Consider the following 22,746-nt stretch of genomic DNA (forward strand, 5'->3'; position numbering starts at 1 on the left):
AGTACGGTTTTTCTAGATCCTTTCGTGAACCACACTCTTATTCACACTCATTTATTTTACTTCTGCAAAATACAATGCCCTTGTCTTAATCTCACGCCCACCTAAAAGATGATCTATTGCTTGGCGCATAATTATTTTTGCTGATTTGAGATAGGGCGCTTCGTTTAAATTATCTTGTGCCAATGCAAGAATATGCGCACCAGGTATTCCTCTACTGTCTTCAACAAAGCCTTCACCCGCGACAAATTGATAACATACCTCTTCAACAATCAGATTTGCCGTTCTTGCTTCATGCGTTAATGAAAACGAATAACCACATGCATGAAGTAAAGTCCACTCAAAACGCCTTAACAGGGCTTCAATCATCAATCGCTCCGTGGTCGAAGCAAGACCATTCATAGTAAATAGATAGGCATCAAATAAGGTTGAATCAGAATAGTTAGGGCTTAGTGCATAATAGAGAATTTCATTGACATATAAGCCCGCAAAAAGCGAGCTGCCGTTAAGGTAAAGTGTTGGGGAAATACTTTCAACCGTTTGTGCATAATGTCGCTCATGACGTTCCGAAAGACTCACCCATAAAGGTGTAAACGGTTGGAGAAGGGCTTGCTTTTTAGGGGTGCGCCCCCCTTTATAAAGGCACTGGATCAATCCTAGCTCGCGTGTAAAAAAACTAACTTGAGCACTTGTATCCCCAGACCATTTTTTATGTAAAACCCAAGCCTCTATCGTCTTAGTGGTCATAGCCTAATTGTTTTAATATACGCTCGTCATCCGACCAGCCTGATTTTACTTTGCACCAGCACTGTAAGAATACTTTTTTACCTAATAGCTTTTCCATATCCATCCGTGCATTAGTTGCCATTTCCTTTAATTTTTGTCCCTTATCACCAATAATCATACGTTTATGATTGTCTTTATCTACAAGAATTAATGCATGAATGCGCACAAGCGCGCCTTCATCTTTATAAGATTCTATGTCTACAGTAACAGAATAAGGTAATTCTTGTCCGCAAAAACGGAAAATCTTTTCACGCAATAATTCAGCACATAAAAATTTGATGGACCGATCAGTCAATTGGTCATCAGGAAACAGATGAGGTCCCTCGGGCAGATAATTCCGTAATTGATCTTGCAGATCATCAACTTGGACCCCTGTTTTTGCAGATACAGGAATAATTGCGGCAAACTCATGCTTTTCACTCATTTGCTCTATCCAAGGCAATAACTGCGTTTTGTCATCAATTTTATCTACTTTATTGACCACTAAAATACAAGGTACTTTGGCCTGTTTGACCAAACTTAAAACGTATTCATCTTCTTCTTGCCAATGAGTTCCATCAACTAAAAAAGCAATCACATCCACATCACGCAATACACTTATTGCCGTTTTGTTCATCATGCGATTCATTGCTTTTTTACTTCCCTGATGGATTCCAGGCGTATCGACATAAACAAATTGGTAATCACCCTCAGTACGTATCCCCAAAATACTGTGACGGGTTGTTTGAGGCTTTCTTGAGGTAATGCTGACTTTTTGTTGCAAAATACAATTGAGGAGTGTTGATTTACCTACATTAGGCCTACCAACCAAGGCGATATAACCACAATAACTAGTCATTAAAATAGATTCCTGTTTATTTTTAAAACATTTTATCAGTCACACCATAAAATTTCCAGATTTTGTAGCCGCTCCTACTTGATATTTCATTAAAAAACCAAGTATCCTGTGCAGTATGTGAACAAAGGATGGTTCCGATGTCTGATTTTGTAACGACAAAAGGGCACACACAAATTATCGTTCCCTTAACCATTACCCCCTTTAGCCATCAAGCACTACCCACGGTTACTGGAAGTCCATTCAGCCATGAAGCAGGGGCAGTACTTTATGGGCATTATAATATGGAATACCTCCTCCCTGGAGGTGACAGGCTGCGCTTAATTGCCAACCATGATAAAAAAACCGTGCAGCTTATGTTATTCACCCACCACGACGAACTAATCCAACTTCTTCCAGGAGATCGACCCGCTTCATTAGTTGCTAACATCATCAGCAAAGTTCATCGCTACCGAATACGTTCAGCCAGTTACAGCCATCCTCTCACCTCGGCACAAGAGCAAAAGCTGCGACTCGCAAACGAATGCATTGATTCATTAAAAAAATTGTTAAAGAAAGAACGGAAACTAAGCAGCCAGGATCATGAAGGGCATCAGGCACTAAAAAAACAAGTGATTGATATCATAGGACATTGCTCCAATCAAAATCGCTTAATTTCGACTACTCCCCTCGTATCCGAAGGTAGTCTAGGAGATATTCTTTATGAGGCTCATAAAACGGCGCAAAATCATTCATTCAACCGTGTTTTTTCCGTCTCGCGGCAAGACCAAATGGATTTTAGCCATATCTTAAAAAAACATGCAGCACCACACCCTTGTCTTGTTTGGGACAGCGAACTCCATATAGGCCATAACAGCAAGGATTTAGATGATGCTTTAAGGGTTATCTGTGATTATTATAAATTGTCACATGCAGCAAAGTTGAGCAATGTCCCTGCAAATCGATTTGTCCAGCTTGCTGCTTTTTTTAATAAATTATGGCGAGATGGCCATGATTGGATCAATTATTTATCAATGAATGCCAAGCCGGAACATAAAACCGAGGTATTAAAGCGCTTGGATGGTTTAACAATAACCCAAATAACGCCCTACTACAGACTTCAAGGTTTTCCACAAAAAGGTTATCCCGATTTAAAAACCTTAATTAACCAACTAATCGATAGTTCTAGCGAACCCACATGGGTAAGTAACATAAAAAAAGCAAAAAAAATGCTGAACCAATTACCCCATGGAAGCTGGGCAATTATTGCTAATGAGCAACTCGTCCTGATAAGGCAAGAAAACCAATTGGTGCAAGTTCGTTATTTCATTCATGAGGGGCTTTTCTATCCATTGCCGGAAGGACAAGATTTATATACTTTAGGACAAATTAGTAAACGTCATCTCTATTTACCTGAACGTGTCGGCCTTAAACTTAATGCCTTTTTTTCACGAATACCTCGATTTTTCCATAACTTCTATAAAAGCATGAATCGTTTTATAATTCATGACTTACATGACGATTTTTTCAATCATATCCATGACACACACCTCCCCCCGCAAGATTCCTTTGAGCTAAAAAAACAACAAAAACAGCACGCTAAAGCAAGAAACTCTCTTATTTTGGCCTTAGAAAACAAAGGACTTTTAGCTACGGGACAAACCTTAGAAGAGTTTATTAAAGAACGAATTAGCGACAGCCCTTACATCATTGCACGCTCCAATCATCCGCCCAGTCCCCATGCTTATGACAATCCCTTTCATCGAGCGTTGGAAGTAATACGCCATATTGCCAGTTTTTTTATCGACGTGAGTGAAAGAAATCCCTTGATTGGTACTTTAGCGATGGCTGCCTATGCCTACGGTGGTGGCGCTGTACTTGCTCCCGAATTCCTTAAATCGATTTTAACCAAATTACACTTGCACGGTTTAATCTCAGGCATTGAGCCGACACAAAAATTAGCTCATTGGATGAGTCATGGAACAATTTCTGAAGCAATTTCTGCATCGATAACCTACTGGCAAGGTGTCGTGGCGGGTGGCAACCTGGATAAATTTTTTGTTGAGGCGGTGAATGTACTCAAAGAAGATCCAGCAGAAATTGCCATTATCGCTTCGTTGGCGCTGAGTTTAGGTTATAGTTTGACAAAAGTAATTCCTTCGCTAGGACGCGAAATGGGGGAATTTCCTTATACTAATTACGCTGCATTAGGTGGAAAAGGCGGAGCTGCTATTTACGATACGATCATGCACCCAGGTGACGATTGGTTTTTAGGGACTTGTAAATGGCTATGCAAATTTTTTGTAAACTTAGGGAAACTTGGTATTGCTCCTTTTTTTGAAGGCTACCATTATGGATTTTATGATGGCTTTCTCAAAGGTTTGGGAAAAAGTTGGAGGCTGTTTAAAAATCTCAGCAAGCAAATTTTTGCCGCCAGCATTGATTTTATTTTAGCGCTGCTTACTATTCCACTGCTTGAGGCAAGCGCCCTTTTTATCCATGTCCCCTTTCGTGGGATTACGAATCTATTCACTAAAACACTTGCAATTCTCGGTAACATCAGTGATACAGGCGAATTACTACTTTCCTTTTCTACACGGCCGCCCTCAGAGAATTTTTTAGTCAATTTCCGGTTTTCCCCGCTTTATGGTTTTACCTGGCCATTTGGCCATTTTTCTGATGATCAATTCCTCAATCTCTGCATTAATAGTGTTCGTGTCCTTTGCATACCGCTGTTACAATTAGCCAAAAATCTCCTTATCTTGCCTATTCTTGATTTCATCTCGTTTACTACACGTATCGGGCTTACTCTTTTAAATCCTATAACCCGTATTCTTGCCTATGCTTTAGGCAATATTATATGTACGCTCGGTGAAGTATGGGATCAATCCTTAGGTGTCTTGTTTGCAGCCAGTGCAAAAGGAATCGTTATGGCCTGTAACTGGATCGATAACCAAGCCTGTGCTCTGAAACAAACATTATTATCTTTTATAGAAAGTCAACGTGGTCATTTATACCATTGGGCATTTGCACATGAAGATCTAAAATTGCACACGACTTTAAACGATGCAGAATATTACTCCAGTGATCCCCGACGTTATGAATTGATCCCGCACTCAAGCAGTCATTGTTTGTTACGAACACTTTTGGATAACAGCGGTGACGCACACTTGTTAGAAGACCGCCATAGCCCAATACCTCATCATCCCTCTATATTTCCAGTAAAAAATTCGCAAAGTATTCCGAAAGCTTCTTCCCAAAAAGAGGTAATTAACTATAGTATGTAGGGTACACCTACTTTAAAAACAGCCAAACTTTGGTATTTTATTGACCAGTATTATATAATTATAATAAGCTGTAAGAGGATATATATATGACGCTATCGAAACAATCCCTCTCTGAAGTGCTTACACCCATTGAATATAAAGCCCTGGATAACAAATTAGCTGAATCGATAAAAACTAAGATAGATGATGATCCTAATTCTTCAATAAATCTTAGCCTTTTTGGTCTACAAGATTCTGACAGTTTAAGACGTTTTTTGTTAACCCCTGCTGGAGAAACAACAACGGAGAGGCTTGTTACTGAAAAAGAAAACGAGAGAGCTATTGAAGAATGGCAGCAGCAGCAACTTCAAGAACAAATCCGGATGGAGGAACAAAGAAGGGCCTTTTTCCATTTTCTCATGGAAGAGGATGAAGCAGAAGCTAAAAAAGCTCAAAATGAGTTGATCGCAATGCAACAAGAAAAAACGATGAAAGATGAGCAAAAAGCGCAGCAAAAAGCAACCCCTCCTGAACCAAACAAAGCCACCCAGGAAGCCATTAAAGGTTATGATAATACGATAAAACAGCTTGAAGAAGATCGAAAGGCACTTGAGAACCGTTCAAAAAAGTTAGCACAAGAGAAAAATTTAATTGAAAATAAATATGATGCGATGGAGAAGAGTTTAGACGACGCTCCTAAGTTCGAAGAACAATCAGAAGCAGAGATTCGAGCTGAAATCGAAAAACTCCAAGAACGGGCCAATGAAATCGCTGATGAGATGATGGATCCGAAATTAAAGCTAACCGACGAGCAAGTTTATGCAAAAGGACATCAGCTCAATGCCATCGAATCAAAAATTGCCAACTTGAATGATATAATCGCTACTAAAAAAGAAGGCGGAAAACAATTCGTTGATGCTCAGGGAAAACCCGCTAGCATGAAAGATGCTGCTTTTGTTATTCCTCGAAATAAAGAAATTGTCAAAGATAAAAATGGAAATTATTTTCTAATCAAAAAAGGGGAATCCTTTGATCAGATGACCCCAAGCCAAAAAGAGGAAGCGCAAAAAGCGTTCCAACGTGAGAAAAAGGACATTCAAGTCGTAAGAGATGTTGTAAAAGACACCAAAAAAGAGGCATTAGAATTCAACGCGAAAAGTATTGCAGAGAATGATAAAGCATTACACCTCAATGCACTGAGTCTTGCACAAAACAAAGCAGAAAAAACAATGCTAGAAAACCAGGCGAGGTTAATGCAATCAGCACGTGCCACAGTACAGCAGTCTTTACAACAAAATCCAACGGACAATTTAGCGTTGAAAGCACCTCGCTCCACTCTCACTACCCCTTCAGTTCCATTGCCAACATTAGCTCAAACACCACAATCATCCAAAGTCGGCTCAACTCCAATTCAGACTCCGCAACAAATTTTTAATGCGGCATTTGTCCAAACACTGAATCAAGGACAAAAGCCAGGTACTCAAACAACTTGGGGTAAATTATTTAAATTTGTCGATGAAATTCAAGATCCACGAGTGAAAGAGGAAGCAGATAAATTCCTAACAGATGAGGCCAAAAAAAGCCAATCAAAAGATAAGCCATCTACCCTGGATAATCTAAAGGAAATGTTAAAGCAAACCCCAGTGCCTGAAGTCACCATGAATGCATTCCTGAAGCATATGGCTGCATTTGAAGAAGCCTATAAGGAGAATGTCACCCCAGAACAGGGTCCGATAGAACAACAAAAACGAGAACCCGATACCATATCACCCTCCGCTACGAATATGTAGGGATCTTAGCCGTCGATAACTGAGGAAATCTATCCTGTGAATACTCAATGAGATACTCAGGCTACACTTTAGGGTCTTTTTACAGACCCTAATTGATTCAAACTCATTGTCCAGACCGGAATCTTAGCAAAAACGAGTACTGCTCGATTTATAATCGCTATTAATACCAAACTGTAATGGCATCGTCTGACATGACCTGGACAAATAAAAAACACCATAACGGTTAATATTCTCAGTGAAATAAGCTGATAAAATTGCTAAATCATCTTGACGATATTGAGCCTCTTTAAAAAACGTTCCTCTCTCTTACTCATTTAACTTTTTTCAAAAGTCATTAGAATCGGACAAGGCGAAGAAATACTGTCTCTACATTGAGCTACCAAAAGTGATAACGTGTTACGAGCCTCTCTTAACTCATTAATTTTTAGGTTAAGTTTTTCAATACGCTTTTGAGCCATGTCTCTTACACGCTCCCGATCATTATTCGCATCAAAATCTAAGAGTTCTTTTATTTCTTTTAGAGTAAAGCCTGCTTTTTTAGCTAACAGGATAAACCTTAAACGGCTTATATCATTATCACCATAACGTCTTATTTTTCCGGTTCCAAATTGATTGTGACGCAACGGGACATGAAGTAGACCTTGGCGTTGATAATAACGTATGGTTTCAACCCCAACTCCACATAATTTAGCAAATTCACTAATTTTCTTATCATGCATTACTTGACTCCGTACTATGGTACGTACTCTATATTACTATTTTTGGACCATCAATTAAAGGGTATAGAAATGAGCAATCCTTCTATTAAAAAAGCAATTCTGTATCGCATGGTGATGAAACATCACGTTTGTCCCTATGGCCTTAAAGCTAGAGATTTATTGAAGCGCCAAGGTTATGAGGTGGAAGATAATTGGCTATCAACACGTGAGCAAGTCAATGCGTTCAAACAAAAGCACGATGTGAAAACCACACCTCAAACTTTTATCCATGGAGAGCGGATTGGGGGTTATGATGATTTGCGACGTCACTTTAAGAAGAAGTTCAGAGATCCTAAAGAAAAAAGTTATCGACCAGTCATAGTACTTTTTGTAATTACTGCGATGATGGCAACATCAGTGAGTTACGCGTTCTTTGGGAACCTGTTTACTGTTAGTGCTTTGGGCTGGTTTATTGCTTTTAGCATGGCAGTTCTTGCTCTATTAAAATTACAGAATATCGAAAGTTTTTCAACGATGTTTCTAAACTATGATCTTTTGGCTAAACGTTGGGTTCCTTACAGCTATATTTATCCATATGCTGAGGGTTCGGCAGGCATATTAATGATTTCAGGAACACTCAATTGGTTTTCCATTCCCGTTGCCTTATTTATTGGAACGGTAGGTTCTCTTTCTGTGTTTAAAGCCGTTTATATCGACAAACGTGAGCTAAAATGCGCCTGTGTGGGGGGCGACAGTAACGTACCTTTAGGATTTATTTCACTCACTGAAAACTTGATGATGATTGGAACGGCTTTATCCATGTTGATTATGTAATTCAACTAATTTATCGATTAGGAGTATATATGAGCACTTTATCCACGGTATTCTTATTCAGTTTGCTCTCTAACAACTCTTTGACAGGCCTAATACCCATCATCACTAAGCTCCAGGAGACAAGGTAACCTGTCTTTTTGGAGCCTAATGCTTGGACATAATCCTTTTTTACCAAGATCCCGGTCGAGGGTCTAATTAATATCCTTAATTTCTTTAACTAAGAATCATTAATATACTTGCCAATACAATCTAACTCTTCTAACATTAAACTTTACGCTCATATGAAACAAAGTTTACTAAAAAATACTATACATCACCGTAGGACTCACTATGATCTTAGATAAGTTACTGGGCAATCAATCTGTAATTATATCACTGGATGTAGACAATTTTTTGTTTGAACGATTACAACAAATTAAAGATGCTGGTTTTGACTTGGTTGAAATTAATTCAACTGATCAAAAATTATTAGCTCAAGCAGTTGCCCGCTACCCATCTCTTAAAATTGGTGCTGGCGGTGTGATTGATACCCAACAACTTGAAAATTGTTATCAGGCAAGTGTGCATTTTGCAACTAGCCCTGGTTATTTACCCGAAATTGCACAAACAGCCAACGTTTACTCATTCAATTACCTACCCGGAGTGGCTACCATTTCAGAAGCAATGGCAGTGATGAGTCTTGGTTACACGCATGTTCGCCCGTTTCCCGCGGATTTGGCTTTTTGTACCCTTTTAAATAAATGCCTTCCTCATCTAAAATTATTTCCCGCTGAAATTGAATGGGAAGAAGCAGAACATTTCCTGAATTTACCTGCAGTAGCCGCAGTGAGTATCCATAATCCAGATACAAAACAGCTCAATGCGCTTACAACAAGCATTTTGGCCTAGCTCTATTTTACGCAGGATGAATAAGCCTTGGTGAACGGTCCAAATGTGGTCGTTCCTTGGTATAAGCTGTCCATTTGCCCTCTAAAAAAAATTAATAATAGTTCCTTAATGTTGAAGCACTTATAATAAACAATAAGTAATATTATAGGCTTTGATTCTATGCTTACTGATACGATATTGGATAAAGCAGCAGCTACTCTTTCGAGTTTTGGTGAAAAAACTAAAATAGATTCAGACTTTGCTAAATACAAAAAAGGCATTAAAAATGCTCTAATTGGATTTATAAAGCACAGCAAAGAACAATTGCCACTTGACCAACAGTTGGCATTTATTGGCAAAGAAATGGAGGACAAGCCCAATAATATGTCTGCGACAATTGATGAGCAAAGTGATAAAAAGCGTACGTGGACCCTAGCTTTTGCTTTAGCCGCATTGGCAATAGAACGTAAAAATGATCTCCCCAAAGATCATCAGGAAATCACCCCCATTGATACCCTATTAGCTGGATTAAGCAATGGGTGGGTCAAGGGATTTAATTTTAATACAGTAGCTACTCATAATGTTCTAAATGGAATGAAAGATTGGATTCAAAAATATGATATCAGTCAATGTAATCAAACCAGGCATGAAACTTTATTAACGCTTTACGCTGCGGCATGTGCATTTGAAGCAAAGATATCAAGTGCAGGACTCCTAGCAAGACCCTATAAAAATGACATACTCATAATAAAAACTTTGATAGCGACTAAGTTTACTGAATTAAAACAACAATTAGAACGTGAAAGCAAACAAGCTAAACAAATCAATGACGCCTTTCAAAAACTGATCTCAAAGGAAGAAGTTTTATATCAGCAGTTCAAAGAGCAATTAGTCCTTTTAAAAAAACAACAAGAGCAAAAACAGCAAGAACTGGATACATCAGAAGAACAATGTGCTCGAATAGATAAATTACAACAATTGTTAAATAAGCAGCCATCAGAGGGCAACGATAAGGAAAAAGAAGAACAAGAAAAAATGAAGCTATTTTGGAAGGAGTATCCTACGCAAGCAAAATTCGATCAGCTTTTAGCCGATCTTGAGGTACCAAAGCAAGAAAGACCTGGATGGCAACTCTATTTTAATTACCAACACGGCTCATATCTGAAACAAGCTGCAGCGGCATTTTGGACCGGGAGCTGGGGACCTTCTAAGGGTTGGGGTGGAATTGCAAGTAACACGATTTCTGTGAACGTTCTCCTCAGCAAAAGTAACGCGGCTAAAGAACCTCTTAACGCCATTCAACCTCAAATTAAAAAGCACAAATTAATTCCGGCTGGAGAAAGACCTTGTCAACTGATTGACGATATAGAAAAAGAATTAAAAAATTTGACCGGATTAAAAAAGATGGAAATGGATTCGCTCAAAGCCGAACTTTTAGACGTTATGGAACACAAAAAAACCAATATCTTAGAGAAAATAAATAGTGATATTGAAGCCTTTAAAAAAAATTTAGAACAACAAAAAGAAACGGTTAAATCGCTCAAAGAAATTCATAAAAAAATTGAACTAATGAAAAAACATGCAGATTGTACTGATGTTGAAAAATCTTTTGGACTATTTCTGAATGAAGCCGTAAGTACTCTGAGCTACACCCAACAACCTTTGCCGTCTCACCTATCCACCGCCGAGAAAATATTGGCCTTAGATAAGTCAATAGCTAGAGCATTAGATAACGTACAAGGACTTCAACTGAGTCTGAATCATATGGTAAAGGCATCTCGCAGCCAAGAATCGAATGTTATTCAATTAGTGACTGAATTTGTCAAATCCAAAGAGGCTACATGGGGTCATACCCTATTATCTTTTTTTTCCCCCACTTATAGAACACTGTTTGATGAGTTAAAGAAAGCTGTAACTTTAAACTCCCCAGAAGAACGTTTTAATCAAGTAAAAGCAGTGTTAGGAATAACATACGATACAGCAAAAAAGAAAATCAATAGTCAATTCCAAGAATTAAAAGAAAAAGCAGAAGAAGCCCTATGTGAGGAAATACCCGTTTATAGACAAAGCTCTTAAGAAAAAAGGAATTGGCCCCAAATTTAGAGTGCCTATAAGCAAGGCTGCAAGCCGGAAAGAGCCTTATTCTTTGAACTGTTTATATTTTTTAATGAACTTTACCTGTTTCTATTTATAAACAGATTAGGACTCCTGTTTATTCACTAATAGATCCAAAAGAAAGAATCCAGCACCGATACAAATCGCGCTGTCAGCAACGTTAAAAGTAGCGAAATGATGATGTTTATAATAGACATCGAGAAAATCAATCACATAACCATGATAGGCCCTATCGAACAAATTACCCACTGCCCCCCCTAAAATGAGGCTGATTCCGGCTAAAAGTAATTTAGCCTGGCTTGCAGTACGATATAACCAAATGGCAAGTATCGTACTTACGATGAGACTAAAACCGGCAAAAAACCATCTGTGCCAATCTCCAGCACCGCTTAAAAAACTAAATGCCGCACCAGAATTATAGGCCAGGGTCAGGTTAAACATGGGAAAAACAGGCAATGGTTTATACGGAGTTAGAAGTACCCCTACCAAGTATTTGCTTGCTTGATCAAAAACAATTACTGCAAAACTAAGTAAAAACCATGGCCATTTTTTCATATAAATTGCCTCATTTCCTCTTGACCACTAATATTACCAACACACCGTAAACACAACTCAGGATGCTGACTGTCTTGACCAACATCAGGTCTTCGGTGCCAACAACGAGCACATTTTTCATGCGAACTTGCAGAAACGGCAATGGACACACCATAAGGCGTAGTAGATAATCCAGCTGGAACTGAGCTCTTGGGATGTACGATTGCCCCAGAGGTGATTAATAAAAAGCGCAATTCCTCGCCCAAACGAGTGAGCTTAGGTAGAACTTTATCGTCTGCATATAAGGTAACCTCAGCAGCTAAGGCAGAACCAATTTCTCCTTTTTGGCGCGTTTCTTCGAGAGCCTTATTGACCTCGTCACGAATTAAATGCAGTTCGTCCCAGTCCGCCATATTCACATCGTCTATTTTGGGCCACGCATCATACCATAGCTCGGTAAACACGGACTCTTGATTGTAACCAGGGATATAGCGACCTATTTCCTCGGCAGTAAAGGACAATATCGGTGCAAGCCAAAGTGTAAATGCACGAACTATATGATACATAGCAGTTTGGCAAGAACGTCTCGCTTTACTTTCTTTTGCCGTGGTGTATTGTCTGTCCTTAATCAAATCAAGATAAAAACTTCCCATATCTACCGCACAGAAATTATGAATTTTTTGATAGATAATATGAAATTGATAGCCTTCATAGGCTTCTATAATTTCTTCTTGTAACCCTTGGCTGCGTTTTAATGCCCATTTATCTAATTCCAAAAGATCTTTGTCTTGCACGCAATCCACGGCTGGATCAAAATCGAATAAATTCGCCAACAAAAAGCGCGCGGTATTACGAATTCTTCGATAGGCATCTGCATTTCGTTTGATAATTTCATCCGAAATACTCACTTCATGACGATAATCTGTCGACGCTACCCATAAGCGCAATATGTCAGCACCATGCTGATTGACGAGTTGATCTAAAGCAACATAATTTCCTTTGGATTTAGAAAGCTTTTTACCCTCAGCATCCACAGTATAACCATGGGTCAATACCGTTTTATAAGGAGCGACTCCATACATGGCTACTGAAGTAGTTAGTGACGAGTTAAACCAACCGCGATGCTGATCGGAACCTTCAAAATAAATGTCTGCGGGAAATGCCAATGCATTATTTTGCTGCAAAACACAGAAGTGGGTTACACCGGAATCGAACCACACATCCATAGTGTCATTAATTTTGTCATAAAACTCGGCATCATCCCCTAGTAGATCTCTTTTATCCAATTCAAACCAAGCATCAATACCAGATTTCTCAATAACTAACGCAATCTTTTCAATGAACTCCAGGGTATTTGGGTGCAATTCACGAGTCGTGTTATGAACAAACAAAGGCATAGGGGTTCCCCAAGCTCTTTGTCTTGATATACACCAGTCAGGCCTATTTTCGACCATGTTGCTGATACGCGCTTTCCCCCAATCAGGAACCCAAGTTACTTTCTCGATTTCGTTAACAATATGCTCTCTTAATTGACTTTTATCCATAGAGATAAACCATTGAGGCGTAGCCAAGAAAATCATGGGTGATTTATGTCGCCAGCAATGAGGGTAACTGTGTCTAATATTTTCTTTCGCTAAAAGAACACCTTTTTCAGCCAAAACTCCCAAAATGGTGTCATTCGCTTTTAATACAGAAAGTCCAGCAAACAAAGCTACATCATCAGCAAAACAACCATTTCCTTTAACAGGATTAATTAAGGGTAAATTATAGGCTTGTCCTACCAGATAATCATCTGGACCATGAGCAGGTGCAGTATGCACACTTCCAGTACCTGATTCAGTTGTAACATGCTCCCCTAGTATGACGGGTACAACTCGATCATAAAAAGGATGTTTTAATTTCAAATGCTCAAAAGCTTTTCCCTTTGCCGAGCCACGAATAGCATATTGACTCATCTGATAACGGGCCATCGCAGATTCGACCAAATCGGTGGCAAGAATCAAATAAGAATCGCCTGTATCGACTAAAGAATAATCAATTGCTGGATGCAAGCATACCGCTTCGTTAGCAGGTAAGGTCCAAGGCGTAGTAGTCCAAATAGGCAGGCTTAGCGGTTTTGTTTCTGCGTTTACATTAAATAGGTCAATAAACTCTTCAGGCTTTACTGCAAAAAAAGCGACATCGATTGATGGTGAAGTCTTCTCATCATAGTCGACCTCAGCTTCTGCCAAGGCAGAACCGCAATCAATACACCAATGTACGGGTTTAAAGCCTTGTTGCAAATGGCCGTTTTTGATCATCAAACCGAGAGCGCGTACGATATTGGCCTCATAGCGAAAATCCATAGTTACATAAGGATTATACCAATCTCCAAAAACCCCGAGTCGTTGAAATTCATCACGTTGGATGTCGATTTGACTGGCAGCATACTCACGACATTTAGCACGAAATACCTTGGCGGATACCTTATCGCCAACACGACCTATCTTTTTCTCTACATTGAGCTCTATAGGCAATCCATGACAATCCCATCCAGGGACAAATGGTGCATCATATCCGCTGAGTGATTTGGATTTAATGATAATATCTTTCAGAATTTTATTTAACGCATGTCCGCAATGTAAATGACCATTTGCATAAGGAGGACCATCATGCAAAATAAAACGCTTACTTCCAGCACGTGCTCTACGAATTTGTTCATATACCTTTTTGGTCTGCCAATTGGCCAAAACTTCAGGCTCTCGAGTAGCCAAGCTTGCCTTCATTGGAAATGAAGTATTCGGAAGATTTAATGTATCTTTATATTCTGCCATAAGGTTCACTCTGCGAAATCGTTAAATTTTGGTGATTACTCACCCCAAATCAGGGTACAGCCCCATTGAGTGCTTCTCGAATGAAACGAATAGTGCACACCGCATCATCCGTTAAAATATTTTTCATTCAGCTTGCATTCAAATCGACACCCAGATTTTGATATTGAGGTAGTTCATTATAATCCCTGAGGAATTCTTTAGCTGCCGCAATATCATCATAAATCTGCGCAATTAAAGCATCCACTGAAGTGAATTTAACCTCATCACGCAATTTGTGCAAGAAAAACACCTGCAATAATTGGCCATAAATTGACTGATCAAAATCAAACAGATGCACTTCCAAAATATTCTTGCTTCCATCCACTGTCGGGCGACGTCCGACATTGGCTACGCCATACACTATTTTGGATGCGATTCGAACTTGAACTACAAATACACCCTGTAAAGGCAACGAAGTACGATGAAGCGCAAGATTTGCCGTAGGAATTCCCCACTGACGCCCGCGACCGTCCCCATGTAATACACGACCACAAATACTATACAGCCTACCTAAATACTTTGCTGCTGTATTCATATCACCATGCTGTAAGGCCATTCTAATTCGGGTTGAACTAATTCGGTCTTCATTAATGCAAAAGTTTGAATAAATACTCACATCACAGGCTTGTTCTGCACCAAGTTTCATTAATAAACTCACATCCCCTTCCCTGTTTTTACCAAACCGGAAGTCTTCACCGATCAGAAGATGTTTCACATTTAATATAGAAAATAAATAAGTGCGGACAAACTCAGTGGCTGTTGTTTGCGCTAATGCATTATCAAATTTAATACAGTACACATAATCGATCTGACATGAACGCAATACATCCAATTTCTCTCTTAAGCTCGAGAGTCTTGCGGGCGCTTTCTCCTGTTGAAAGTATTCTCTGGGCTGAGGTTCAAATAAAATAAGGACCAAAGGCAACTTTAAGTGATTTGCTTTGTTTCTTAAAGTCTTAAGAAGATTTTGATGGCCCAAGTGCACCCCATCAAAATTACCAATAGTAGCGACCACGCCTTTATCAAAAGCAGAAAAATGTTGAATGCCGCGCAACAATTTCATATATAGTTCAATCGTGTAACTCCGAATCCAATAGTATACTTGTTTTCTACTCTATTGAGAAATAATAAGAGAAATTCAAAATGGGATATTAGTGGCTATTGGTTACCTGGATTCTTTTGTAGCCCGGATTAGCGCAGCGTGATCCGGGAATCGACATGAATGACCTCTAAATCCCCGGATTACGCTGCGCTAATCCGGGCTACAATGCATTCAGGCTACATTCCGTCAATATTAGTATTATGCATGCTTCTCTTTCGTATGCTTCTCTGGTGTAATTGAGCGGACAATCAAAACATCACATTGAGCACCATGTAAAATGGAATTTGCTGTGGAACCTAACAATAATGAAAGACCATGTTTGCCATGACTACCGGTGACAATCAAGTCAATTTGTCGCTCTTGAGCCACTCTTAAAATTTCATTTTTAGTGGAACCAAATTCAATAAATCGGTGTTTTGCATCTACTCCCAATTTTTGACCCAATTCATTGAGCTCTTTTTCAGCTTGCTCACGAATGGATAATTCAACCTCAGCAAACCCGGCAAAACCAGGATAAGCATAAGCAGGAATGGGTTCTACGACATGAACTAATATCAAGTCAGCACCATTCTCATCAGCAATTTTTTTTGCCTTATGCGCTGCTATAATACCAACTTCATCAAAGTCAGTAGCAAACAATACCCTCTTATACATCATTTTCTCCTTAAAATTCTGATGTCTATCTATAGACTAGCAGATTTAAAATTAATTGCATTACAAATAGAGCACGTTTGAGCTCATAACCATAAACTCCCGAAAAAACTCCTATTTTTTTATATTTTTGAAGGCCTAGTACCGGCTCTTAATAAAACCTTAATGTTTTTTATTAAACTTATCAACCAAACTTCGTGCAGTTTTTTTTTCAACAATCGATTAGGAGTTTTTATGCCTAAAGCCTTCACCCATTTATGCAAAAAAGTTAATCTTAGTTTGTATAATGATACCTTGACTGTATATCCCAAACCCGATTTATCAAAAAGTCTTCCCATTCCACCTGTAAAAGATGAACTAAGCTTACTTTTTCTCATATTATTTTCTCAAATGGATTGTGTTAGCGCCGAAGTTGATCACTTCTTTATGGAACGAAAAAATGAGTTAGGAGTCTATCGCTTTGTACATCGTGATGACCCCGATCATTATTTGTATCATCAAGACAGTTTTAAAATGGATGATAATCATTATCATGCTCAATTTTCTGTATCGATTGATGAAAAAAAATTAGACAGTATTTTAACTACATTTGAGAAATACTCTATTATTTCAAATGATGAACATACTCGCTTCCTCCAAGCATATCATGATGCGAATACTCTTACTCAAGTGACTCAACAAACTTTAGAGAGTACTCCAGTTGCCCTTGTTCTGAAACCAGTTGCCGTTGCTCCCAAACCCATTGCAATTGATTTGAAACCAGAGTTAACTGTTCCGAAAAAAGAATATACCTTTGGAGGGTTTAAAAAAGGATTCTTTAATTCTAATTCAGAGCCAGAACAAAGTACTCTCGTTCATTCGATTACGATAAACAACAGTCTGTTCCATTAAAAATCTTTGGCCTTTGGGTTGAGCTTTTAAAATTCAACGTGTCATTTTTTTGGCGCGTTGAATTCATCCTTTACATCAATCTTATTTCCTCATTAATTAATCCTTTCAAGTATTGAGGCATAAAATAAATCCTAAGATTAGACCAGGGTGCCAATGCAAAATAATTCTCAATAGCAGGATTTTCGCCTTTGATCAGTCCAATGCGAAATATTCGCACCATAACACCTGGCACATCAGAGAGGATGCACGCTATGCTTGGAATTAAAGAGTCTTCTTTCAGGTTATGCCGTGCGAAAGAATAGCGCTGAGGTTAATCCAAATTTTTATCTCTCAACTGAATGCGTTCTTCAGCTTTGGCAATTGCCTTGCGAATGGCTTGAGCTTCTTCTGATTGCTCTGGTGCCAATTTTAATAAACGCTGCCAATAACTTATTGCATCTTCATAGGCATGACTGACAAAAGCATCCATCGCAAGCATCGCGAGGGCATCCGCCTGGTTGGGATTATTTTTTAATAATCGTCTAAATAGCTCAGTAATCTGCTCAGTAAATTGCTGATTATTTAATACCCACAAACTGTGCGCATAATTCACTGCAAATTGTTCATCATCCGGATTAAACTGATAGGCTTTAGCAAAAGCATTCACTGCATTTTGCTTGTCATTTTGGCTACTGTATAAACGCCCTAAAAGATACCAACCCTTAGCACTCTCAGGACTATCATCCAATTTTGCTTTTAATTTATCGATTAATTCTTGAGGACTCTTAACCGATTCCAATATTTTTTTAGCTTGTTCCTGGGACTTCAGGTGGTGAACATACTGCTGCCAACCGCCAAAACCGCCCCAATAAAAATATGCCGTAAATGCCATCAAAAACACAGTAGGAAACAAGAGCAAACTGGCAATAAAACGGCGTCTGAATGGAGAAACCATGAAAATACAAGCTAATCCAGTTAGAGCGGCTAAGGCTCCCAACAACCACCATTCATTCATAAAAAATCACCAATTCAAAAATAATCAGGGCTAAAGACCCTGATACACGATTTAATGCCTTTTCCGTGGGACATAGAATTCGATAAAGAGTTCCATTAGAACAAATAAGCGTGGGACAGGCTAACTCCGATTTGGTTACAATCAGTGGATTGATTAGGTCCTTTCCCTCTCTCGCATTCGAAAACAAGTCCGCCAAAAAATAACAAACCCTAATACTAAAAATAAAATAGGTCCAAACCACAATAAATAAGTTACTGCCTTAACCGGGGGGTTAAACAATATAAAATCGCCATAACGAGCAGTCAGATAATCACTGATTTCAGAATCACTCTTCCCTTCCTTTACCATTTGATACACCTGGGCACGCAAGTCTTTGGCCAATTCTGCATTAGAGTCGGCCAGATCTTGATTTTGACAAACCAAACAACGTAAGTCTTTAAGTAGATGATTAAACTGAGCTTCCTTTTGAGCGGAATCCAAAGGATAAGTACTGTTTGCCCAAGCAGGCGAACCTAAAAAAATTAAAACGCCCCAAAATATGCAAAATACTCGAGCCACTAGGCCTGCTCCAAACGTTTGATTAAAGGTAAAATTTCTTTTAGCCATACCTTTTGTGTCATGATGCCAACATGTCGATACCGAATTATTCCTTGCTTATCAATGACAAAGGTTTCTGGTGCGCCATAAACACCTAAATCGATAGCCACTTTTCCATCCCTATCTTCAATCACGAGCTTATAAGGATTTCCCCACTGCTCTAACCATCGAAGTGCATTAACCGATTGATCTTTATAATTTAATCCATAAATTGGTATACCTTCACGTGCCAGTTGCAACATGAGAACCTGTTCCTCGACACAGGCCGCACACCAACTTGCCCAAACATTTAGCAAAACAACCTGACCACGCAACTGCTTGGAATCAAAAAATGAATTCGGATTATTCAATTGCGGTAGACTAAATGGAGGTAATGACTTACCAAGTTGCACCGAAGGCAGCTCATGGGGATTTAAAGATAAACCACGCCAAAGAAAAATACAAAGCAATAAAAAAAGAGTAATTGGAGCTACTTTCCATCCTATTCTTTTCATGCCTTCAACTCCTGAGCCCTGACAACGATTGCCTTTTTTTGATAATATCGTCTATCAGTCAGCGCAAAAAAACCACCTGCCAGTATCATAAATCCGCCAGCCCAAATCCAGCGTATTAAAGGTTTATAGTATAATCTTACCGACCAGGAATCATTGGTTAATGGCTCACCTAAAGCAACATAAATATCTCTAAAGGGAGTTACATCAATTGCGGATTCAGTCATAGCCATTTGGCCTATATTATACAATCTTTTTTCAGGATAAATCAGTTTCGTTTTCCCTTTATAACTTATTTCAAATTGTGCTCTAGTTCCCTTATAGTTAGGTCCAGATAAAGGCTCCTGACTCATAAACGCTATCGAATAATCAAGCAAAGCTACTTTTTTTCCAGGTTCCATTTGCACATCATCTTGCACGCCGTAAGCAGTAGACACTGCAATACCAATTACTGTGGTTGCAACGCCTAAATGCGCCAGAATCATTCCCCAATAAGCTTGTCCAACTTGAGTTAAACCGCGATCAAAAATTCGTCTGTAAGCCGCTTTAACAGTGCTCATGATCACCCAAAACGCGAGAGTTAAGCCCATAAGGGCGGAAGCATTAAACTCTTTTGTGGTCGCAATGAGCAAAACGAGCGGAATCAAGAAACTAAGCAAAGCAAGCTTCCAAAGCTTTTTTAATACCCCACGCCAATCATCACTATTCCATCTTAGATGAATACCAACTCCCATCAATAACAACATGGGAATCATCAAAGGAACGAAAACTGAATTAAAATATGGGGCTCCTACTGAGAGTTTGCCTAGTCCTAACCCTTCAATAAGTAGAGGGTATACGGTACCCATCAAGACGGTGAGCATAATTACAACTAAAAAAACATTATTTAATAATAACGCGCTTTCCCTGGATAAAGGACTGGGATTACCATCAGAGTGTAACGTTTGTGCTCTAAAAAGAAATAACAATAAAGAACCACCAATCACCAAAACTAAAAATCCTAATATAAATAATCCTCGCTGCGGATCGACAGCAAAGGCATGAACTGAAGTCAAAACACCAGAGCGGACAAGAAAAGTACCAATGAGGCTTAATGAAAATGCAGCTATTGCAAGCAACATAGTCCACGCCTTAAATTGCTGGCGCTGTTCCGTCACCGCTAAAGAATGCAACAACGCAGTTCCTACCAGCCAAGGCATAAACGAAGCATTTTCTACCGGATCCCAAAACCACCAACCACCCCAGCCTAACTCACGATAAGCCCACCAGCTCCCCAAGGTAATTCCAGTCGTTAAACAACACCAGGCAGCTAATGTCCAAGGTCTAGTCCATTTGGACCAACTGGCTTCTACCTTACCGGCCCAAAGAGCAGCAATGGCAAAGGCAAAAGCAACCGAAAAGCCAACATACCCCATATACAGCATTGGTGGATGGAATAAAAAACCAGGATCTTGCAATAAAGGATTCAAATCACGTCCTTGAGTATCCAAAACTTGAAACTGGCGCAAAAAAGGATTAGATGTAGTCAGCAAAAACAGGATAAACCCAATACTTAACCAACCAAGCACAACTAAAACTCTCGTACGCATTTCCTTATCCAAACCCGAACTGCAACAAGCCACCAGCAATGTCCAAAAGCTAAGGATAGAAACCCATAACAACATGGAGCCTTCATGTCCGCCCCAAACCGCACACAGCTTGTAAAACCAAGGTAAGGAAATACTGGAATTACTCATCACGTAAATGACTGAAAAGTCATTCTTTAAAAAACAAAAGGTCAGAAAAAAATAGGACAAAGCGATAAAGAAAAATTGGCAAAGGACATAAGTCCTCGCAGCATCCATCCAATCTGGGCGTTTAAATTGCAATCCAGCCAAGGGAATCAATGCCAGCATAATGGAGGAAAGCAACGCCAAAATCAAAGAAAAAAGCCCTAATTCTGCAATCATGTATGTACCTTTTTGGATAAAGCAGCTTTCACTTCCGGCGGCATATAATTCGCATCATGTTTCGCCAATACTTGTGAGGCGCGAAAATGTTGACTATCAATCAGTTGCCCTTCAGCAACCACACCCTGTCCATCCCTAAATAAATCGGGAAGAATGCCTGTGTACGTCACAGTTATAGTTTGATCAAAATCAGTTATCTTAAACGCTACATCCAGACCTTTTTTTGAACGGATAATGGAACCTTTCTCTACCATACCCCCTATCCGAATAGGGTGTTTTTGTGGCGCCTCGCCCTTCACCGCCTGGCTTGGAGTATAAAATAAGCTAATATTTTGCCTTAGAGCATACAAAACCAACGCGGCAGCTATAGATAAAATAGACATGGTAAATATTAAAAGGGTTATCTTTCGTCTGCGTGCTGGAGTCATTTTCTATCGCTTAAACCATTGTTGTAATTGTCGGCGTGTCTGTTTCCCTTTCCATTTCATCCCTAACAGGTTCATGATCAAAACTACACCCACCAAACCATAGGCTGGCCAGACATAGATGGAGTACCCCCCCATTGCCAACCACTCTAAAAATTGATTCATTTAAATTCCCCTTCAAATTGAATCCTAACCCAAGATTGTCTTTTTTCCCTAAGCAATAATTCTTGGCGTGCTTTTTCTAAAATAATCCACAAAGAATATAAAAAAAATCCTGTTATGGTTAACAACAAAGGATACAGCATGCTGCCATCAATTTTGGGCTTAGCAAAGACTGATAAAGTAGAGCCTTGATGTAATGTATTCCACCAATACACTGAATAATGAATAATTGGTAAATCAATGACTCCAACTAAAGTTAAGATAGCGATGATTTTATCACCATCTTCTTTGTTTTTTACCGTATAGTGTGTTGCTAAAATTGCTGCATAAAGTAGCAGAAGAATTAACTCAGAAGTTAAACGTGCATCCCAAACCCACCATGCCCCCCACATGGGTTTACCCCAAATACTTCCGGTTACTAGAGCCAAAAAAGCCATACTCAGGCCAATTTGAGCAACAATGCTGATTAAAAGACCAGCGATTTTAATTCGCCAGATCAAAAGCAATACCGCTAAAAACCCCATCCAGGCATAAAGCATCATCGACAAAAATGCACTGGGAACATGTACATAGATAATACGAAATGCATCGCCTTGTTGATAATCAGGAGGAGTAAAAGCCAACCCCCAAATGGTACCAACAACTAATGCCACTAGAGCACCCACAGCCAAAATTGGAGTAAGACGTCCAGCGGCATTATAAAAATACTTAGGTGATGCCAGTTGATATAATAATTTCCACATAGGAATAATTGGAATCAAAAAAAGCGGATTTTAACACGCATCCCCTTATTCGCAAAATCCGTTTCAAATAAAAGCAGCCTCACCACGTCATCACGAGCGGAAGGAACTTAGATCAACACCTCGTGCTCCATTCGGGGGATCCCTCACCATGCTCGGAATGACGGCAAAAAGATCCTGGATTACGCGGT

Annotated in this window: 20 protein-coding genes; 6 read left to right on the forward strand and 14 right to left on the reverse strand. The window is 39.3% G+C overall.

Going from position 1 to position 22,746, the window contains the following annotated elements:
• Positions 1–51: 51 nt before the first annotated feature.
• Positions 52–744 carry a DNA repair protein RecO gene (gene recO, locus OQJ13_RS02850; protein ID WP_265709062.1) on the reverse strand — a complete coding sequence of 231 codons (693 nt, stop codon included), beginning with the start codon at positions 742–744 and terminating at the stop codon, positions 52–54.
• A complete protein-coding gene (era, locus tag OQJ13_RS02855) occupies positions 734–1,621 on the reverse strand; it encodes a GTPase Era (RefSeq protein ID WP_265709064.1) in 888 nt (295 codons plus the stop codon). The genes recO and era overlap by 11 nt, the downstream gene beginning before the upstream one ends.
• 137 nt (positions 1,622–1,758) lie before the next feature.
• On the opposite strand from era, the gene OQJ13_RS02860 reads away from it, so the two are divergent.
• Both OQJ13_RS02860 and OQJ13_RS02865 read left to right on the forward strand, forming a co-directional pair.
• Complete coding sequence (locus OQJ13_RS02860) at positions 1,759–4,884, forward strand: hypothetical protein (protein WP_265709065.1); 3,126 nt, start codon at positions 1,759–1,761, stop codon at positions 4,882–4,884.
• Between the two features lie 86 nt (positions 4,885–4,970).
• On the forward strand, positions 4,971–6,653 hold the full coding sequence (locus OQJ13_RS02865) for a coiled coil protein (protein ID WP_265709066.1): 1,683 nt from the start codon (positions 4,971–4,973) through the stop codon (positions 6,651–6,653).
• Positions 6,654–6,967: 314 nt separating this feature from the next.
• On the opposite strand, the gene OQJ13_RS02870 is transcribed toward OQJ13_RS02865, so the two are convergent.
• The gene (locus tag OQJ13_RS02870; RefSeq protein ID WP_265709067.1) at positions 6,968–7,372 is read right to left on the reverse strand and encodes a MerR family transcriptional regulator; all 405 of its coding nucleotides are present in this window, start codon (positions 7,370–7,372) and stop codon (positions 6,968–6,970) included.
• Between the two features lie 69 nt (positions 7,373–7,441).
• Here OQJ13_RS02870 and OQJ13_RS02875 point away from each other — a divergent pair, with 69 nt between their 5' ends.
• The 3 genes from OQJ13_RS02875 (at position 7,442) to OQJ13_RS02885 (ending at position 11,128) form a co-directional block, all read left to right on the forward strand.
• Positions 7,442–8,185: a glutaredoxin gene (locus OQJ13_RS02875; protein ID WP_265709068.1), complete on the forward strand. Its 744-nt coding sequence runs from the start codon at positions 7,442–7,444 to the stop codon at positions 8,183–8,185.
• 330 nt (positions 8,186–8,515) lie between these two features.
• On the forward strand, positions 8,516–9,073 hold the full coding sequence (locus tag OQJ13_RS02880; protein WP_028380153.1) for a bifunctional 4-hydroxy-2-oxoglutarate aldolase/2-dehydro-3-deoxy-phosphogluconate aldolase: 558 nt from the start codon (positions 8,516–8,518) through the stop codon (positions 9,071–9,073).
• Positions 9,074–9,232: 159 nt separating this feature from the next.
• Entirely contained in the window at positions 9,233–11,128 is a 1,896-nt protein-coding gene (locus OQJ13_RS02885; protein ID WP_265709070.1) for a hypothetical protein, read from the forward strand.
• 123 nt (positions 11,129–11,251) lie between these two features.
• Here OQJ13_RS02885 and lspA read toward each other — a convergent pair whose 3' ends face one another.
• From lspA to OQJ13_RS02905, 4 genes are all read right to left on the reverse strand, one after another.
• Positions 11,252–11,722, reverse strand: coding sequence for a signal peptidase II (lspA, locus tag OQJ13_RS02890; protein ID WP_265709072.1), 471 nt, complete (start codon positions 11,720–11,722; stop codon positions 11,252–11,254).
• On the reverse strand, positions 11,719–14,514 hold the full coding sequence (gene ileS / locus OQJ13_RS02895) for an isoleucine--tRNA ligase (RefSeq protein WP_265709074.1): 2,796 nt from the start codon (positions 14,512–14,514) through the stop codon (positions 11,719–11,721). Before ileS ends, lspA begins: the two co-directional genes overlap by 4 nt.
• Positions 14,515–14,641: 127 nt before the next feature.
• Positions 14,642–15,616 carry a bifunctional riboflavin kinase/FAD synthetase gene (ribF, locus tag OQJ13_RS02900; protein ID WP_265709076.1) on the reverse strand — a complete coding sequence of 325 codons (975 nt, stop codon included), beginning with the start codon at positions 15,614–15,616 and terminating at the stop codon, positions 14,642–14,644.
• Between the two features lie 237 nt (positions 15,617–15,853).
• Positions 15,854–16,309, reverse strand: coding sequence for a universal stress protein (locus tag OQJ13_RS02905; RefSeq protein WP_265711873.1), 456 nt, complete (start codon positions 16,307–16,309; stop codon positions 15,854–15,856).
• Between the two features lie 231 nt (positions 16,310–16,540).
• On the opposite strand from OQJ13_RS02905, the gene OQJ13_RS02910 reads away from it, so the two are divergent.
• A complete protein-coding gene (locus tag OQJ13_RS02910) occupies positions 16,541–17,197 on the forward strand; it encodes a hypothetical protein (protein WP_265709078.1) in 657 nt (218 codons plus the stop codon).
• Positions 17,198–17,507: 310 nt separating this feature from the next.
• On the opposite strand, the gene OQJ13_RS02915 is transcribed toward OQJ13_RS02910, so the two are convergent.
• From OQJ13_RS02915 to ccmC, 7 genes are all read right to left on the reverse strand, one after another.
• On the reverse strand, positions 17,508–18,191 hold the full coding sequence (locus tag OQJ13_RS02915; RefSeq protein WP_265709079.1) for a tetratricopeptide repeat protein: 684 nt from the start codon (positions 18,189–18,191) through the stop codon (positions 17,508–17,510).
• Between the two features lie 153 nt (positions 18,192–18,344).
• Positions 18,345–18,731 (reverse strand): cytochrome c-type biogenesis protein, encoded by a 387-nt coding sequence (locus OQJ13_RS02920; RefSeq protein ID WP_265711874.1) that lies wholly within the window; start codon positions 18,729–18,731, stop codon positions 18,345–18,347.
• Between the two features lie 17 nt (positions 18,732–18,748).
• Complete coding sequence (locus OQJ13_RS02925; RefSeq protein WP_265709081.1) at positions 18,749–19,282, reverse strand: DsbE family thiol:disulfide interchange protein; 534 nt, start codon at positions 19,280–19,282, stop codon at positions 18,749–18,751.
• On the reverse strand, positions 19,279–21,228 hold the full coding sequence (locus OQJ13_RS02930) for a heme lyase CcmF/NrfE family subunit (RefSeq protein WP_265709083.1): 1,950 nt from the start codon (positions 21,226–21,228) through the stop codon (positions 19,279–19,281). The genes OQJ13_RS02925 and OQJ13_RS02930 overlap by 4 nt, the downstream gene beginning before the upstream one ends.
• Positions 21,225–21,656 (reverse strand): cytochrome c maturation protein CcmE, encoded by a 432-nt coding sequence (ccmE, locus tag OQJ13_RS02935; protein ID WP_265709084.1) that lies wholly within the window; start codon positions 21,654–21,656, stop codon positions 21,225–21,227. The genes OQJ13_RS02930 and ccmE overlap by 4 nt, the downstream gene beginning before the upstream one ends.
• Positions 21,657–21,659: 3 nt before the next feature.
• Positions 21,660–21,818, reverse strand: coding sequence for a heme exporter protein CcmD (gene ccmD, locus OQJ13_RS02940; protein WP_265709086.1), 159 nt, complete (start codon positions 21,816–21,818; stop codon positions 21,660–21,662).
• Positions 21,815–22,558: a heme ABC transporter permease CcmC gene (gene ccmC / locus OQJ13_RS02945; protein ID WP_265709087.1), complete on the reverse strand. Its 744-nt coding sequence runs from the start codon at positions 22,556–22,558 to the stop codon at positions 21,815–21,817. The genes ccmD and ccmC overlap by 4 nt, the downstream gene beginning before the upstream one ends.
• Positions 22,559–22,746: the final 188 nt, after the last annotated feature.

It is taken from the genome of Legionella sp. PATHC035 (assembly GCF_026191115.1).
Classification (GTDB): Bacteria; Pseudomonadota; Gammaproteobacteria; order Legionellales; family Legionellaceae; genus Legionella.